Annotated in this window: 16 protein-coding genes and 1 riboswitch; of the genes, 6 read left to right on the top strand and 10 right to left on the bottom strand. The window is 70.4% G+C overall.

Annotated elements, in window-relative coordinates:
- Nucleotides 1–8: 8 nt before the first annotated feature.
- The 3 genes from ACQPYK_RS20005 (at nt 9) to ACQPYK_RS19995 (ending at nt 3145) form a co-directional block, all read left to right on the top strand.
- Nucleotides 9–1184 (top strand): AMP-binding protein, encoded by a 1176-nt coding sequence (locus ACQPYK_RS20005; protein ID WP_433258853.1) that lies wholly within the window; start codon nt 9–11, stop codon nt 1182–1184.
- Between the two features lie 50 nt (nt 1185–1234).
- Nucleotides 1235–1594 carry a hypothetical protein gene (locus ACQPYK_RS20000; protein ID WP_433257288.1) on the top strand — a complete coding sequence of 120 codons (360 nt, stop codon included), beginning with the start codon at nt 1235–1237 and terminating at the stop codon, nt 1592–1594.
- Nucleotides 1595–1777: 183 nt separating this feature from the next.
- Nucleotides 1778–3145 (top strand): RNA polymerase sigma factor, encoded by a 1368-nt coding sequence (locus ACQPYK_RS19995; RefSeq protein WP_433257286.1) that lies wholly within the window; start codon nt 1778–1780, stop codon nt 3143–3145.
- Nucleotides 3146–3368: 223 nt separating this feature from the next.
- Here ACQPYK_RS19995 and ACQPYK_RS19990 read toward each other — a convergent pair whose 3' ends face one another.
- The 3 genes from ACQPYK_RS19990 to ACQPYK_RS19980 all read right to left on the bottom strand — a co-directional run bounded on the left by ACQPYK_RS19990 (nt 3369) and on the right by ACQPYK_RS19980 (nt 5214).
- Nucleotides 3369–3683 carry a DMT family transporter gene (locus tag ACQPYK_RS19990; RefSeq protein ID WP_433257284.1) on the bottom strand — a complete coding sequence of 105 codons (315 nt, stop codon included), beginning with the start codon at nt 3681–3683 and terminating at the stop codon, nt 3369–3371.
- On the bottom strand, nt 3680–4336 hold the full coding sequence (locus ACQPYK_RS19985) for an FMN-dependent NADH-azoreductase (RefSeq protein ID WP_433257282.1): 657 nt from the start codon (nt 4334–4336) through the stop codon (nt 3680–3682). Before ACQPYK_RS19985 ends, ACQPYK_RS19990 begins: the two co-directional genes overlap by 4 nt.
- A 476-nt stretch (nt 4337–4812) precedes the next feature.
- Entirely contained in the window at nt 4813–5214 is a 402-nt protein-coding gene (locus ACQPYK_RS19980) for a hypothetical protein (RefSeq protein ID WP_433257280.1), read from the bottom strand.
- A 151-nt stretch (nt 5215–5365) separates the two neighbouring features.
- Between ACQPYK_RS19980 and ACQPYK_RS19975 the strand changes: the two genes are divergently transcribed.
- Nucleotides 5366–5962: a TetR/AcrR family transcriptional regulator gene (locus ACQPYK_RS19975; RefSeq protein WP_433257278.1), complete on the top strand. Its 597-nt coding sequence runs from the start codon at nt 5366–5368 to the stop codon at nt 5960–5962.
- A 402-nt stretch (nt 5963–6364) separates the two neighbouring features.
- The gene (locus tag ACQPYK_RS19970; RefSeq protein ID WP_352032052.1) at nt 6365–6556 is read left to right on the top strand and encodes a DUF5999 family protein; all 192 of its coding nucleotides are present in this window, start codon (nt 6365–6367) and stop codon (nt 6554–6556) included.
- Between the two features lie 3 nt (nt 6557–6559).
- Here the strand turns inward: ACQPYK_RS19970 and ACQPYK_RS19965 are convergent, their stop codons facing one another.
- Entirely contained in the window at nt 6560–7165 is a 606-nt protein-coding gene (locus ACQPYK_RS19965) for an alpha/beta hydrolase family protein (protein ID WP_433258851.1), read from the bottom strand.
- A 112-nt stretch (nt 7166–7277) separates the two neighbouring features.
- Here ACQPYK_RS19965 and ACQPYK_RS19960 point away from each other — a divergent pair, with 112 nt between their 5' ends.
- Nucleotides 7278–7625 (top strand): hypothetical protein, encoded by a 348-nt coding sequence (locus ACQPYK_RS19960; protein ID WP_433257276.1) that lies wholly within the window; start codon nt 7278–7280, stop codon nt 7623–7625.
- Nucleotides 7626–7761: 136 nt separating this feature from the next.
- Here ACQPYK_RS19960 and ACQPYK_RS19955 read toward each other — a convergent pair whose 3' ends face one another.
- The 6 genes from ACQPYK_RS19955 to ACQPYK_RS19930 all read right to left on the bottom strand — a co-directional run bounded on the left by ACQPYK_RS19955 (nt 7762) and on the right by ACQPYK_RS19930 (nt 14289).
- A complete protein-coding gene (locus ACQPYK_RS19955; RefSeq protein ID WP_433257274.1) occupies nt 7762–8544 on the bottom strand; it encodes a tetratricopeptide repeat protein in 783 nt (260 codons plus the stop codon).
- A gap of 116 nt (nt 8545–8660) precedes the next feature.
- Nucleotides 8661–11516, bottom strand: a complete 2856-nt coding sequence (gcvP, locus tag ACQPYK_RS19950) for an aminomethyl-transferring glycine dehydrogenase (RefSeq protein WP_433257272.1) — start codon at nt 11514–11516, stop codon at nt 8661–8663.
- A 158-nt stretch (nt 11517–11674) separates the two neighbouring features.
- Nucleotides 11675–11766, bottom strand: a riboswitch (glycine riboswitch).
- 15 nt (nt 11767–11781) lie between these two features.
- Nucleotides 11782–12402 carry a MerR family transcriptional regulator gene (locus tag ACQPYK_RS19945; RefSeq protein ID WP_433257270.1) on the bottom strand — a complete coding sequence of 207 codons (621 nt, stop codon included), beginning with the start codon at nt 12400–12402 and terminating at the stop codon, nt 11782–11784.
- A gap of 144 nt (nt 12403–12546) precedes the next feature.
- A complete protein-coding gene (locus ACQPYK_RS19940) occupies nt 12547–13017 on the bottom strand; it encodes a bifunctional nuclease family protein (RefSeq protein WP_433257268.1) in 471 nt (156 codons plus the stop codon).
- A gap of 79 nt (nt 13018–13096) precedes the next feature.
- A complete protein-coding gene (gene ftsR, locus ACQPYK_RS19935; protein ID WP_433257267.1) occupies nt 13097–13747 on the bottom strand; it encodes a transcriptional regulator FtsR in 651 nt (216 codons plus the stop codon).
- Between the two features lie 26 nt (nt 13748–13773).
- Nucleotides 13774–14289 (bottom strand): FHA domain-containing protein, encoded by a 516-nt coding sequence (locus ACQPYK_RS19930; protein WP_433257265.1) that lies wholly within the window; start codon nt 14287–14289, stop codon nt 13774–13776.
- Nucleotides 14290–14398: the final 109 nt, after the last annotated feature.

Genomic DNA, 14398 nt, shown 5'->3' with positions numbered 1-14398 from the left:
CGACTGTGATGACCGGTTCCGTGCACCCGGAGCAACCTTCCCCCTCACGGGAGCTGCACGCCGTCGTGCTGCCGCCCGGACCCGAGCTGTTCCGGGCCGTCGCCGCGGCGCTCGACGGCCGGGGCCCCGCCGTGCTGCCCCTGTCCCCCGCGCTGCCCCCGCGGGTGTTGCGCGCCACACTCGACGCGCTGCGTCCCACCCATGTCGACGGGGTACGGCGCGAGCACGGTGTGGGCGTCCCGTCCGAGGTGGCCGTGGTCATCGCCACCAGCGGCACGACCGGTACGCCCAAGGGCGTCCAGCTTTCGGGGGCCGCCCTGCGCTCCTCCGCAGCCGCCTCGCTGCGCCGGCTGGAGGCCCGGCCCGGCGAGCGCTGGCTCTGCTGCCTGCCGCCCTCTCACGTGTCCGGGCTGCAGGTGCTGGTCAGGTCGCTGCTGAGCGGGACCGAGCCGATCATGCACGACGGGTTCTCCCCGGAGGCGGTGCTCACCAGCGGCGCCGACCATGTCTCGCTGGTGCCGACCCAGTTGCGCCGGCTGCTGACGGCGGATCTGTCGGTCTTCAAGACGATCCTGCTCGGCGGCGCCGCCGCTCCCGCGGACCTGCTCGTGGCCGCCCGGAGCGCCGGCGCGCGGGTGGTCACCACGTACGGCATGAGCGAGACCTGCGGCGGGTGCGTCTACGACGGTGAGCCCCTGCACGACGTGGATCTCAAGATCGGCGGTGACGGGCGGATCCGCATCGCCGGTCCCGTGCTGTTCTCCGGCTACCGGCTGCGCCCCGATCTCACCGACGCCGCCCGCGACGGTGACTGGTTCCTCACCTCCGACCTCGGCGCCCTGGCCGGCGGGCGGCTGCGCGTCCTGGGCCGCGCCGACGACGTCATCAACACCGGGGGCGAGAAGGTCGTCGCGGCGGCCGTGGCCGCCGTCGTGGCCGAGCATCCGGCGATCACCGACGCCGTCGTGGTCGGGCGCCCCGACGCCGAATGGGGCGAGCGGGTGGTCGCCGTCGTCGTCTCCCCGCTCCCTCCGTCCCTGGCCGAGCTCCGCGCCTTCGCCAAGGAACGGCTGCCCGCCTACGCCGCCCCGGCCGAGCTGGTCGTTGTGCCCGAAATACCTCTTTTGCCCAATGGCAAACCGGACCTCGCCGCCCTCCGTTATGGTCTTCGACGGGAACCATAGAGGTGCCCCCGCACGTCAAACAGACAGCCGAAGCAGGAAGGAGGGGCTCGATGAGGTTAACCCGTGGCACATGGGTCTCCGCCGGCATCGTCAGCGTCGTCCTCGCCGGCGGCATTTCCGTCGCGGCGGCGGCCTCGGCGGGCAGAATCGACAAGGGCCAGGATCCCGCGCCCGCACTGGAGGGCAACCGGCCGTCCTCCCGGCATTCGCCCGGCTCGTCGCCGTCCCAGGGGACGGCGGCGCCCTCAGAGGACCCCGCAAAGGACTACGTGGTCTCCAGGGAGATCAACCCCGACCCGCAGAAGGTCACCGGCTACTGGACGGAAGAGCGCCTGCGGGAGGCCGATCCGTTACCGATGCCCGCAGTCGAGGGCACCGTGGTCGAAGGCTCCGCGGACGTCATCGAATAGACCGCTCAGCGCCCGAAACGGGTGGATCGCGGTAAACAGCGATCCACCCATCATATTTCCCCGTCAAGTCGGGAACAGAAAGTTCTTGAGTGGGGTTATTGGTACTGGTGCGCAGAGCGGCCCCCTCGCCGCCCCACCCCACAACCGGTAAACAGACGACTCCGTGATGGAGGAGGTGTCCTCATGCCCCAAACCGCCGTGGCGACCTCATCTGAGGCCCCGACGACCCTCGAGCAGCTCCTTGACCGAGGGCGAGTCCAGGGTCACCTATCACTCGCGGAGCTGCGTCACGCCTTCGCCGAGGCAGGGATCAGTCCGACCGAGGGCAGGTCGATCCTGCGGGAGCTCACCGAGGCGGGAGTCAGCCTGGCCGCCGAGAACGAGCCCGCGCTCACCGCGGCCGCCAAGAAGCCGGTGGCCAAGAGCGCGACCCGTAAGACGGCCGTCCGCAAGCCGAAGGCCGCCGCCGACAAGCCCGGTAGGAAGGCCGCCGCCGAGAAGACGGTCACCGCGGCCGAGCCCGCGGCCAAGAACCTCAAGAACGCCCTTCCCGAGGTGGACGAGGAGGAGTGGGCCGCTCCCGACGAGGCGGAGCTCGAGGCGGAGGCCGAGCCGACCATGGATCTGGACGACCAGTCCTCGGTCATGGGCGACTCGGTGCACACCTACCTCAAGTCGATCGGCCGCCGCACGCTGCTGACCGCCGCCCAGGAGGTCGAGCTCGCCAAGCGGATCGAGGCCGGCCTGTACGCCGAGTCCAAGCTGGAGGCCGAGCCGGGTCTGTCCGCCGCGAGGCGCGACGACCTGGAGTGGGTGGCCGAGGACGGCCGCCGCGCGAAGGACCACATGCTGGAGGCCAACCTCCGCCTGGTCGTCTCGGTCGCGAAGAAGTACACCGACCGCGGCATGGCCCTGCTCGACGTGGTCCAGGAGGGCAATCTCGGCCTGATCCGCGCGGTGGAGAAGTTCGACTACACCAAGGGCTACAAGTTCTCCACCTATGCCATGTGGTGGATCCGCCAGGCCATCCAGCGCGGCTTCGCCGACTCCGCCCGCACCATCCGCCTGCCCGTGCACGTGCTGGAGATGCTCTCCAAGCTGTCGCGCATCGAGCGCGACATGCACCAGCGTCTCGGGCGCGAGCCCACGCCGGAGGAGCTGGCGGTCGAGCTGGACAAGACTCCCGACCAGATCGAGGAGCTGCTGCGCACCAGCCGCCAGCCGATCAGCCTCAACGCCACCATCGGCGAGGACGGCGAGACCACCATCGGTGACCTCATCGAGGACGTCGATTCGCCCGAGGCGTCCGAGGTGGTGGACCGTCAGCTTCTCGGCGAGCAGCTGCGCGGCGTGCTGGGCAACCTCTCTCCCAGGGAGGCCAAGATCATGGCTCTGCGCTTCGGCCTCGTCGACGGCAAGCCCCACACCCTCGACGAGATCGGCAAGCATCTCGGCCTGACGCGCGAGCGTATCCGCCAGCTGGAGAAGGAGTCGCTCTCCAAGCTGCGCCATCCCAGCAACACCCGTCCGCTGCTCGACTGGGCGAGCTGACCTGACCCCGAGGCGCCGTCGCGATCTTGTCGTTCGCGGCGGCGCCTCGTCATGTCCGGCTCCTGTCGGAGCGCCGGCGGGGAAGGTGTCGCCGGCCGCCGAACGGTTGATCTTTTCGGCGGCCGCCGCCGGGGCCGCCGTCACCCGCGACCCGCGCCGGACCGTCCTGGCCATCGCCGTCCTGCTGGGAGGCCACATACTGATGGTCCCGCCGGTCGGCGGGTCAGGCGACCGCACGGGCCAGCACGATCCCGCCGACGATCAGCGCGAGCGCCGCCAGGCGCCCGGCGTTCAGCGGATCGCCGTGCAGCGCGACCCCCAGCCCGATGGCGCCGACGGCGCCGATGCCCGTGAACACGGCGTAGGCCGTGCCGACGGGGAGGTCCTGCATGGACTTCGACAGCAGCCAGACCGCGACGGCGGCCAGGGCGAAGCAGATCAACGTGGGAATCGGCCGGGTGAACCCCTCGGTCGGTTTGATGCTCTGTGACCAGGCGATCTCCACCAGCCCGGCCAGGACGAGCAGGACCCAGCTCATCGCCCGGCGAGCTTTCCGGCGAGTTCGGCGGCGAGGCCGAGGGCGTCGTCGTAAGACTGCTCGTGCTTGTCCCGCAGGCCGGCCAGCCCGGGGTCGATCAGCGCGTTGGTCAGCTCGGCGTGGACGAACGTGACGTCCTCGACGTTGAAGTGGCCGAGGAAGAAGTCACGCAGGTAACGCTCCTCATAGTCGAACGGCTCCCGGGGGGTGCCAGGACCATAGGCTCCCCCTCGCGCGCCCGCCACGACGAACGACCGGCCCTTGAGGCTCATCTTGGGGAAGGTCACCTGGTCGATCCAGGCCTTCAACACCGAGGGAACCGAGAAGTTGTACATCGGCGTGCCGATCAGCACGACGTCGGCGGCCTCCAGCTCGGCGATCAGCGGCTCGGTGATCGCCCAGGCCTTCGCCTGGGCCGGGGTCCGCACCGCCTCGTGGTAGCGGCCGATGTCGGTGATGCCCTCGGCCAGGACGTAGTAGCACAGGTCGGTCCACGCCTCGTCGATGTGCGGGACCGGGTCGGCCGCCAGGTCGCGGTAGGTGTATCCCCCCTCGGGGTCGGCGGCGCGCCATGTCTGGGCGAACATCGCGGACAGGGCGCGGGAGAAGGACTCGCGACGGGCGCTGGCGTCCAGGTGCAGCAGGTGACTCATGACTCTCCGTTCGTAAAGCGGACACAATGTCCACTTAGTTCACCGTAGCGAAAAGCGGACATGATGTCCAGTTGAGTGGACAGAGAGCCGTGCATCCGGCGCGGGCCGTCGCGCGCGGCGACCGCCTGCGGCCCACGCCCGTCGAGGCGGCGGGAATCCATCGGAACGCGGGCATGGCCCAGGGGCCCGGGGCGAGCTTGAGTTCCAGTGGTCGTCGCAACACCCCGCTTCAGGGGATGCGATGGACTTCGAGATCCGCAAGGACCGTAAGCCGCAGAGGTGAAAGATGCCGACCCGTGAACGGGCGGCATGCTTCCAGCCCATGCAGCAGGGCTGCAGCAGCACGGATGTCCGGCGAGAGGCGTTCCGGGAAGTGGACTCACATCCGCCCGCCGTACGCGCGGCCGGAAAAGAGAACACCCACCGCGAGACTGCGCGGTGGGTGCGGAAAAGCGATCGCCCGAGAGGGCGCGCGGTCAGCGTGCGGAAGCGGTGACCGGGCGCGGGACGCGGGCGATGCCGGTCAGACGGTTCTGCTCGCGGAGGGTGCGCAGACGGTTGACCTCGTCGGTCCACTCGGCGCCCTTGGGGGTGGCCCGGCCCTTACGCCGGCGGATCCGGTCATCGTAGGACTTCACACCGAACGTCGCCCGCTGGTTGGCCTCGGCCGCACGCAATGCGTCGGTCAGCGCCTTGTCGAGAGCCAGGCCCGCGGCCCGACGCTCCTCGGGGGAGGTCGAGGTGGCCTGCACCTGGCGCAGCGCGGCCTCCGCGGCACGCGCCTTCTCCAGGAACTCGGGGAAGCTCTTCCCGACCTCCTGGTCAGCGTGGTAGCGAACCTCCGCCTCCCGGCTCACGCCCGGTCGGAAAAACGCCATCGTCTGCCCTCTCTCACCCGTTGCCGGGCATTCCCCGGCAGATCACAGGCCGTAGCCTACGCCGTCCGCTCCACCCTCACACACTCAGGCGTCGTCCTGTCCGGCGCGCCTGCCTTTACGCAGTAAGGTCCAGGGTGGCAGGATGACCCCCATGCCTGCCAAGAGACCGCCCGTTCCGCTCTCCAGGGAACGCATCATCGAGGCGGCCCTGCACATCGCCGACAGCCAGGGGCTGCGACGGCTGACGATGCGACGGCTGGGTGACGCGCTCCAGGTCGAGGCGATGGCCATCTACCACCATCTGCCGCGCGGCAAGGACGCCCTCATGGACGCGCTCGCCGAGCATGTCACCACCGTCCACGTCGAGCCCGGCGAGACCTGGCAGGAGAGCGCCAGGGCATGGTGCCGGGCAAGCCGGGCTGCCCTGCGGGAGCATCCCGGGGTGCTGGCACTGGCACTGACCAAACCGGCCAAGGGCCGCGCGGCGATCGCCGTGCGCGAGCAGACCGACCAGCTCGCCGACGCGGGACTGCCCGACGCGGCGCGGGCGGTGCGGGCGATGCGGGCCTACGTCTTCGGGGCGGTGGCGGTGGAGGTGCAGCAGTCCGGCTGGGCCGAGCCGATGGACGACGACGACGAGCCTTGGCGACCACCGTCGAAGGGCGGCGGCAGCGCGGCGGCCGACGACGATTTCGAGCTCGGCCTGAACGCGCTGCTGGCGGGCCTGGCCGCCCCCTCCACGACGTGAGGAACTTGTAACCGATCATTTACCAGGCGGGCGGCGTGTCGCACTTGGCCTGTTATCAGTCCATGAGGCATGCTGTGCTATAGGTCACACCCCCGAACAACCCGAGGGACTCACCCTTTCCGCCTTCACAAACAGTCCTAACGGGCTATGTCGCCGGGTGCGGCCAGATCACACACTTGTTCGTGCGGTCGAATCGCACGCTCAAGGGTGCGACCCGACGGCACATTTGATCTGCTTGATGTGCGGGCCTCATCCAGCCCGAGGCGCGCACGACCATATGTCAACCCAGATGCTCGTCCCCCCGCCCACGGTGGGAACGGAGTCCCATCGGTGACGACGGTCCCCGCCGGCCGGCCGATGACGATTCCAGCGAGCCGCCAAGAGAGATCCGGAGGCACGCCGATGTGCCCGCACCAGCCTTCCTGCCCGTCCGCCGAGGCGCTGGACCGCGAAGCCGCCCGCACGCTGGCAGCGCACCCCGAGCAGGGGTGGAGCCTGCTCTGCAACGGTGTGGTGCTGTTCGAGGACACCGGCGAGCTCCTACCCGACGGCGCCGTCATCGAACCGCACCGTCCCCTTGCCGGCGTCGCCTGACCCTCACGCCGAACCCGGCCGCATCGTGGCCCCGAGCCACTCGGCAACGACCTCGCCCACCCGGGCGGGGTCTTTCTTGAGGTCGTGGCCCTCGCCCGGCAGCACCACCAGGCGCGTGGTGTCCGCCGGCTCGGGCACCCCGAACGGGTCGCGATCACCGTTGACCACCAGCACGTCCACGCCGGCGGCGCGCAGCTCGCCGGCGCGCGAGCGCTCCGGCTTGCCCGGCGGATGGAGCGGAAAGGCCAGCGCGACGACCGCCTCGGCCCCGACCTGCAGGGCCGTACGGCAGGCGACCCTGGCTCCGTTGCTGCGGCCTCCCTGCGCCAGCGGCAACCCCGGATAGCGCGCCCGGAGTCCGGCGACCAGTGCCGTCCACGCCTCGTCCTGCTTCACCGCCGACCCCGGAGCCCGGGCCCCCCGCATCCGGAACGGCTGGAGCACCCGGGCGACCACACCACCGATCCCCGCCGCGGCGTCCCGAACGGCCAGCAGGTCCACCGCGTCCACTCCCCCGGCCGAGCCGTGGGTGAGCACCAGCAGGAAGCGCGGGTCGGCGACCTCGTCGATCTCCGCCACGGCCGGTCCGTGCGGGGTCGCGATCTCCACCGGGGAGGCCGCGCTCGGAGTGGACACAGATCTCGTCCTAACGACTGATGCCGGGAACCGCGCGTGGGCGGAGAATGAAGACGTGCAGGATCATCAAGATATCCGACAGGACATGCGCGCCACCATCGAGGCCCGGCGCGAGCTCGGCCCGGAGTACGAGGCCGCGCTGGTGGAGTCGTTCGTGGAGCGCCTCGACGCGACCATCGCCGCCCGTGTCCGGGCCGAGATGCACCACGCAGGAGCGCGGCCCCAGCATGGTCCTCACCCGGACCAGCGACATCAGCAGCGCAGGGGCGGCAGCTCCTCCGTCCCGATCGCGCTGGGTTCGATGGGCATCGGCATCCCGCTGACCGCCATCGCCGTGGACCAGGCGGGCACCGCGGGGCTGCTGCTGGCCTGGGGCGGCATCGTCGCGATCAACTTCGCTCACGCGATCAGCCGCTGGCGCGGCCGCGACTGAGGGCGCCCCGTCCTCGCCGCGCGAGCCGCACCGGCCCTTTCGGCCCGGTGGGCGAGCGCGGCTGCCGGCATGGGTCAGGCGCCTCCGGTTTCAGGTGCCCCTGGTTTCAGGCGCCTCCGGTTTCAGGCGCCCCTGGTCAGACGTCCCGGTTCAGCCGCAGGCGGACGTCCTCGGCGAGCTCCTCGTCGGCGCTGTCCAGGCCGTAGCGCCACACCTGCTCGGCGTCCTCGTCGCGGCCTCGCAGCGGAAGCGTGCGGGCCAGCAGCTCGATGGCCAGCGCCTCGGTCCCGGCGTCGCCGCCCGCCTCGATCGCCCCGGCGAACTCCGCGCAGGCCAGCTCCAGGTGCGCGATGCCCAGCAGCACCCGCAGCCTGGGCACGTCGGTCACATCCGGCACCGACAGCGCCTCCAGGAGCACCTCGGCGGCCTCGCCGGCCTCCCCCTCCTCCAGCAGGAGCTCGGCGAGCCGCTGGGCCGCGTGGGAGGAGATCTCCGGGTCGGCGGCGGCCACGGCGGCCCGCAGGGCCTCCTCAGCCTCCCGCCGGCTCGCCGCGAGCCTGGCCAGAGCCATGTGCGCCAGCGGCACGCAGGCGGGGTTTCCCGCGCCGAGGGCGGCCTGCCAGGCCGCCCGGGCCTGGTCGAACAGATCCTCCTGCTCGAAGCTGCGGGCGAGCAGGCAGGCGGCCTGCCCGGCGAACTCCGGATGCCCGGTGGCCAGCGCGGCGCGCGCGGCCGTCCGGGCGCCCGCCACGTCCCCGCGCTCCTGGAGCACCACCGCCAGCCCCACCGCCGCCTGCGCCCGGTCGGGCTCCGCGGAATCGGCGGCCAGCTCTGCGAAGATCGTTGCCGCGCCGTCCAGATCGCCGCTCTCGGCCAGTTTCCGCGCGGCGTCCAAAGGACGCGTGTCCACCTCTGGCATGCAGGGTCCTCCCGGGTAAAGGAATGCCCCGAGCCTAACGACTCGGGGCCGTGTCCGTCCCCACATATGGGGGCAATACGGCCCGCGCCGGGAGGACGCGGACCGCACAGCGCGGATCAGTCCTCGTAGGCCTCCAGCGGCGGGCAGGAGCACACGAGGTTGCGGTCGCCGTAGGCCTGGTCGATGCGGCGCACCGGCGACCAGTATTTGCCCTCGCGCAGGGAGGACAGCGGATAGGCCGCCTCGGTGCGGGCGTAGGGGTGAGTCCACTCGTCGGCGACCAGGCAGTCGGCCGTGTGCGGGGCGTTGCGCAGCGGGTTGTCCGTCTTGTCGTAGGCCCCGGAGGCGACCTTCTCGATCTCTCCCCGGATGGCGATCATCGCGTCGCAGAACCGGTCGAGCTCGGCCAGGTCCTCGCTCTCGGTCGGCTCGATCATCAGCGTGCCGGCCACCGGGAAGGACATGGTCGGCGCGTGGAAGCCGTAGTCGATGAGGCGCTTGGCCACATCGTCCACCGTCACGCCGGTCTCCTTGGTGATCTGACGCAGGTCGACGATGCACTCGTGGGCGACCAGGCCGCCCCGGCCGGTGTAGAGGACCGGGTAGTGCGGGGCGAGCCTGCGGGCCAGGTAGTTGGCCGACAGGATGGCCTGCTCGGTGGCCGCCTTGAGTCCTTCGGCGCCCATCATCCGGACGTAGGCCCAGGAGATGGGCAGGATGCCCGCCGAGCCGTACGGCGCGGCCGAGACCGGGCCGACCTCGGAGCCCTCGCGCAGCGGGTGGCCGGGCAGGTAGTCGGCCAGGTGCGCGCGGACCGCGACGGGGCCGACACCGGGGCCGCCGCCACCGTGCGGGATGCAGAAGGTCTTGTGCAGGTTCAGGTGGGACACGTCCGCCCCGAACTCACCCGGCTTGGCCAGCCCGACCAGCGCGTTGAGGTTGGCGCCGTCGACGTAGACCTGGCCGCCCGCCTCGTGCACCCGCTCGCAGATCTGGGTGATGGTCTCCTCGTAGACGCCGTGCGTGGAGGGGTAGGTCACCATGATGGCGGCGAGCTGGTCGCGATGCTTGTCGATCTTGGCGTTGAGGTCGTCGAGGTCGACGTTGCCGTTGTCGTCGCAGGCGACCACGGTGACGCGCATCCCCGCCATGACGGCGCTGGCGGCGTTGGTGCCGTGCGCGGAGGACGGGATCAGGCAGACGTCGCGGCCCGACTCACCGCGCGCCCGGTGGTAGGCGCGGATCGCCAGCAGACCGGCGAACTCGCCCTGGGAGCCGGCGTTGGGCTGGATCGACACGGCGTCGTAGCCGGTCACCTCGGCCAGCCAGCCCTCCAGCTCCTTGATCAGCTCGATGTAGCCCGCCGCCTGGTCCTCCGGGGCGTAGGGGTGCAGCCCGGCGAACTCCGGCCAGGTGATCGGCTCCATCTCGGTGGTCGCGTTGAGCTTCATGGTGCAGGAGCCCAGCGGGATCATCGACCGGTCGAGCGCGATGTCCTTGTCCTGGAGCTTGCGCAGGTAGCGCAGCATGGCCGTCTCGGAGCGGTGGCTGTGGAAGACCGGGTGGGTCAGGTAGTCGCTGACCCGCGCCAGGGCGGCGGGCAGCGCGTCGTGCGCGGCGGCGTCCAGGTCGGTCAGGACCGCGCCGCTGACCTCGAAGGCGGCCAGGACCTGCTCCAGGTGGATGAGCTCGGTCTTCTCGTCACAGGTGACACCGACGTGGTCGGCGTCGACCAGGCGCAGGTTGACCCCGTTGTCACGGGCCACGGCGACGACCTGGGCCGCACGGCCGGGCACGCGGGCGAGCACGGTGTCGAAGAAGGTGTCGTGCACGACCTCGACGCCGCCGTGGCGCAGGCCCTCGGCGAGCACGACCGCGTGCCGGTGGACGCGCTGGCCGATCCGGCGCAGCCCCTCGGGCCCGTGGTATACGGCGTACATGCCCGCGATCACCGCGAGGAGGACCTGCGCGGTGCAGATGTTACTGGTCGCCTTCTCGCGCCGGATGTGCTGCTCGCGGGTCTGCAGCGCCAGCCGGTAGGCGGGACGCTGGTCGGCGTCCTGGGAGACGCCCACCAGACGGCCGGGCATCTGCCGCTGCAGGCCGTCGCGGACGGCCATGTAGGCCGCGTGCGGGCCGCCGAAGCCCAGCGGGACGCCGAAGCGCTGGGAGGAGCCGATCGCGATGTCGGCGCCGAGCTCGCCGGGCGCGGCGAGCAGGGTGAGGGCGAGCAGGTCGGCGGCGGCGACCACCTGGGCGCCGCGAGCGTGGGCGGCGTCGGCGATGGAGCGGAAGTCCCTGACCCGGCCGCTGGCGCCCGGGTACTGCACGAGCACGCCGAAACACTCGGGAAGCTCGGCGGTGAAGTCGCTCTCGACCAGCTCGATGCCGAGCGGCTCGGCCCTGGTGCGCAGCACGGCCTTGGTCTGCGGCAGCGCGTCGGTGTCCACCACGAACACCTTGGTCTTGGCCCGGCCGGCCCGCAGGGCCAGGGTCATCGCCTCGGCGGCGGCGGTGGCCTCGTCCAGCAGGGAGGCGCCGGCGACGTCGAGCGCGGTCAGGTCGGAGATGACCGTCTGGAAGTTGATCAGTGCTTCCAGCCGGCCCTGGGAGATCTCCGGCTGGTAGGGCGTGTAGGCGGTGTACCAGCCCGGATTCTCCAGGAGGTTACGGCGGATCACGCCCGGGGTGATCGTGTCGTGGTAGCCCAGGCCGATCATCGAGGTCAGCACGCTGTTGCGCGCGGCCAGGGCGCGCATCTCGGCGAGGGCTTCGGTCTCGCTCGCCGCCGGGGGGAGCTGGAGCCGGTCCTTGGCCCGGATCGCCTCCGGCACGGTCACCGCGACGAGGTCGGCGGTGGAGGCGAATCCGACCGCCTCCAGCATGCGGGTCTGGTCGGCGTCCGCGGGCCCGATGTGACGGGTGGCGAACGGCGGGGAGTTGAGCTCGCTGAGCGGTGACAGGTCGGTCATGGAAAGCCTCCCGAGGCGGTGGAGACCGGCGCTGGGCGCGGGCGTATGCCGGATCTCCCCCTCTGTCATCTCGACCTGAGAGCTTCACCTCTCCTGGCGGGGAGGTTTTCACCGTCGGTGAGATGCGCCTGGCGGACGCACCTGCTTTCCAGAGTCGCCTCGTCCGTGCGGTACCGGGTGCCTGAGAGATTCCGGGGAGGTTGCTCCTTCGGCGCCCCGATCGTGTCGGGGTCTCTCCCGCACAGGGTCAGCAGCGAGAACAACTTTACCCCGTGCGGCGAGCCCTGCGACGACGGGCCAACTCATCGGCGTGGTGATCGTCTAAAGGGCCCTGGGCGGACTCCGCGCGCTCGCCGGGAAGATCCGCGAGAGAGCCCTCCACCTCCTGCCAGACCCGGCCGAGCGCGATGCCGAAGACGCCCTGCCCACCCTGGAGCAGGTCGATGACCTCGTCGGGCGAGGTGCACTCGTAGACGCTCACCCCGTCGCTCATCAGCGTGATCTGGGCGAGATCGTGGACGCCGCGGTCACGCAGGTGCTGTACGGCGATGCGGATCTGCTGGAGGGAGACGCCGGTGTCGAGCAGTCGTTTGACGACTTTGAGCACCAGAATGTCGCGGAAGCCGTACAGCCGCTGGGAACCCGAGCCGTGAGCCGCCCGCACCGTGGGCTCGACCAGTCCGGTGCGCGCCCAGTAGTCCAACTGCCGGTAGGTGATATCGGCCGCCGCACAAGCGGTGGGTCCTCGATATCCGATGTCGGCGGGCGGTTTCACCGGTTGCCCGTCGAATAGCAGACCCTCTTCACCCGCGCGCTGACGTGCCGACTGGCGCCGTTCCGGGTCATCCTGATCGGCGTTTCTACCCTCGCCGCTGCTGACCGCCACGCGGACCTCCGGCTTTCTCTCATCCCGCGGCCTGATCTGGGGGTTTGCGCACGACCGCGGGTTTCACTTGCACCGTAGGACTGGGGCCAAGCTCAGTCAACGACCCCACGCGGCGCGTCGTGAAGCGTAAATGCACCGAAATTCCTACCCTGCGCGACCGAAGTCCTCGGGCGTGATTGTGTCAAGGAACTCCCTGAACTTCTCCACCTCGTCCTCCTGGTCGTCGGGAATGATCACCCCTGCCTCCCGGACCACGTCCTCACTGGCGAAGATACGCGCGCCGGTGCGAAGCGCCAAGGCGATCGAGTCCGAGGGACGCGCACTCACCTCGACCCCGTTGGAGAACACGAGATCGGCGAAGAAGATCCCATCACGGAGCGCGACGATGTTGACCGTGCTCAGCCGAACGCCGAGCGCGTCGAGCACGTCGCGAAACAGGTCATGAGTGAGCGGCCGCGGCGGCGGCTCCTCGGCCTGCGCCATGGCGATCGCCGTCGCCTCCGTCATGCCGATCCAAATCGGCAGATAACGCTCCCCTTGTGCCTCCTTCAGCAGGACAATTGGCTGGTTGGAGGGCATCTCAACCCGAACGCCCACGACCTCCATCTGCAACACGGGCTGCTCCGTCTTCGCTGGATTCCGACCGGTTTGTTCAACGTAACACTCGTGGGGGTACGAGTGCCTGGTCAGGTTGTCACCGGCCCAGGACCCCACGAACGCCGGAACGCAGCAGCGAGGCGTGCAATTCCAGCAGGAGGCCGGAGATCTCCCTGGCCGTCTCGTCGGCCTGGTCGATGGCACCGGGCCCGCGACGGCGCAGCAGCGGGGCGATGGCCTGCTCCACGAGCCCGGCCTCCCGCTCGGCCGCGGCCTTGACCGCTCGCAGATGACGGGCGTGCAGCCCGAAGACGGTCAGGGCACCGACGCTGCGGGCCACGGCCAGGGCCTCGGCGTCGTAGTAGCGGGCCACCGCGGCCAGCAGGCCATAGTCCTCGAGCTCGGCGAGGGCCTCCTCGCTGAGCTCGGCGGCGGCGAGCAACTCCTCACGGGTGAGGCGGACCTCGGCGGGCGCGTCGTCGGGGACCGCCCGCGGGCGCGCGACCGGCCGCTCCTCGCGGTCGGCCGCCTCGAGGTGATCCTTGATCACGCGCAGCGGCAGGTAGCGGTCACGCTGCTCGCTGAGGATGTAGCGGAGCCGCTCGACGTCGGCGTAGGTGAATTTTCGATATCCGGAGGGACTGCGCTCCGGCTCGATCAACCCCTCGCCCTCCAGGAAACGAATCTTGGAGATGCTGACGTCGGGGAACTCGCCCTGCAGGAGAGCGAGCACCTCCCCGATGCTCATGTGTGCACGAGCGGCCTGCGAGCTCATCATCCTCCAGCGGCGCCACGGGTGAGGAAGACCAGACGGAACTTGCCGATCTGAACCTCGTCCCCGCCGTACAGCGGGACCTCCTCGATCCGCTCTCGGTTGACGTAGGTGCCGTTCAGGCTGCCGACGTCCCGGACGGTGAAGACGCCGCCGCCGCGCCGATAGAACTCCACGTGACGGCGCGAGACGGTGATGTCGTCAAGGAAGATGTCGCTCTCGGGATGACGACCCACGGTGGTCAGATCGCTGTCCAGCAGGAAGCGGCTGCCGGCGTTGGGACCGCGCATGGCGACCAGCAGGGCGGCGCCCGGAGGCAGTTGCTCGACGGCTTGCCGCTCGGCGAGAAGCGTCTCCCCGGTCTCCGCCTCGTAGGCCTCGATCCCGGAGAGGGAGATCGTGGACGTGCTGTCTCCGGGTGTGTCGGCGGACCTGGTCAGCGGCGACCCGCATCGTGAACAGAAACGGGCATCCTCAGGGTTGGCATGACCGCACTGCGTGCAGTAGACGCTCGGCATCGATCGGCTCGGCCTCCTACCGCGAAGACGCGGCAACGGTACTCAGGGATGCGCGCCTCGCTTCTTCGCTTCTCAAGTATTTTCTCAGACTGCGAATGCCGCAACATAC

The organism is Streptosporangium sp. CA-135522 (assembly GCF_050949235.1).
Taxonomy (GTDB): Bacteria; Actinomycetota; Actinomycetes; order Streptosporangiales; family Streptosporangiaceae; genus Streptosporangium.
The sequence above is the reverse complement of the archived record's forward strand: the minus strand, read 5'-3'. Positions and strand labels throughout refer to the sequence as shown.

Excerpts from the sequence above, each read along its gene's own strand:
- ACQPYK_RS20000 (WP_433257288.1), top strand. The coding sequence starts at position 1,235 with ATGAGGTTAACCCGTGGCACATGGGTCTCCGCCGGCATCGTCAGCGTC.
- ACQPYK_RS19980 (WP_433257280.1), bottom strand. The coding sequence starts at position 5,214 with ATGGCGTTTTTCCGACCGGGCGTGAGCCGGGAGGCGGAGGTTCGCTAC.
- ACQPYK_RS19990 (WP_433257284.1), bottom strand. The coding sequence starts at position 3,683 with ATGAGCTGGGTCCTGCTCGTCCTGGCCGGGCTGGTGGAGATCGCCTGG.
- ftsR (WP_433257267.1), bottom strand. The coding sequence starts at position 13,747 with ATGAGCATCGGGGAGGTGCTCGCTCTCCTGCAGGGCGAGTTCCCCGAC.
- ACQPYK_RS19985 (WP_433257282.1), bottom strand. The coding sequence starts at position 4,336 with ATGAGTCACCTGCTGCACCTGGACGCCAGCGCCCGTCGCGAGTCCTTC.
- ACQPYK_RS19960 (WP_433257276.1), top strand. The coding sequence starts at position 7,278 with ATGCGCGCCACCATCGAGGCCCGGCGCGAGCTCGGCCCGGAGTACGAG.
- ACQPYK_RS19955 (WP_433257274.1), bottom strand. The coding sequence starts at position 8,544 with ATGCCAGAGGTGGACACGCGTCCTTTGGACGCCGCGCGGAAACTGGCC.
- ACQPYK_RS19970 (WP_352032052.1), top strand. The coding sequence starts at position 6,365 with ATGTGCCCGCACCAGCCTTCCTGCCCGTCCGCCGAGGCGCTGGACCGC.
- ACQPYK_RS19975 (WP_433257278.1), top strand. The coding sequence starts at position 5,366 with ATGCCTGCCAAGAGACCGCCCGTTCCGCTCTCCAGGGAACGCATCATC.
- gcvP (WP_433257272.1), bottom strand. The coding sequence starts at position 11,516 with ATGACCGACCTGTCACCGCTCAGCGAGCTCAACTCCCCGCCGTTCGCC.
- ACQPYK_RS20005 (WP_433258853.1), top strand. The coding sequence starts at position 9 with ATGACCGGTTCCGTGCACCCGGAGCAACCTTCCCCCTCACGGGAGCTG.
- ACQPYK_RS19995 (WP_433257286.1), top strand. The coding sequence starts at position 1,778 with ATGCCCCAAACCGCCGTGGCGACCTCATCTGAGGCCCCGACGACCCTC.
- ACQPYK_RS19930 (WP_433257265.1), bottom strand. The coding sequence starts at position 14,289 with ATGCCGAGCGTCTACTGCACGCAGTGCGGTCATGCCAACCCTGAGGAT.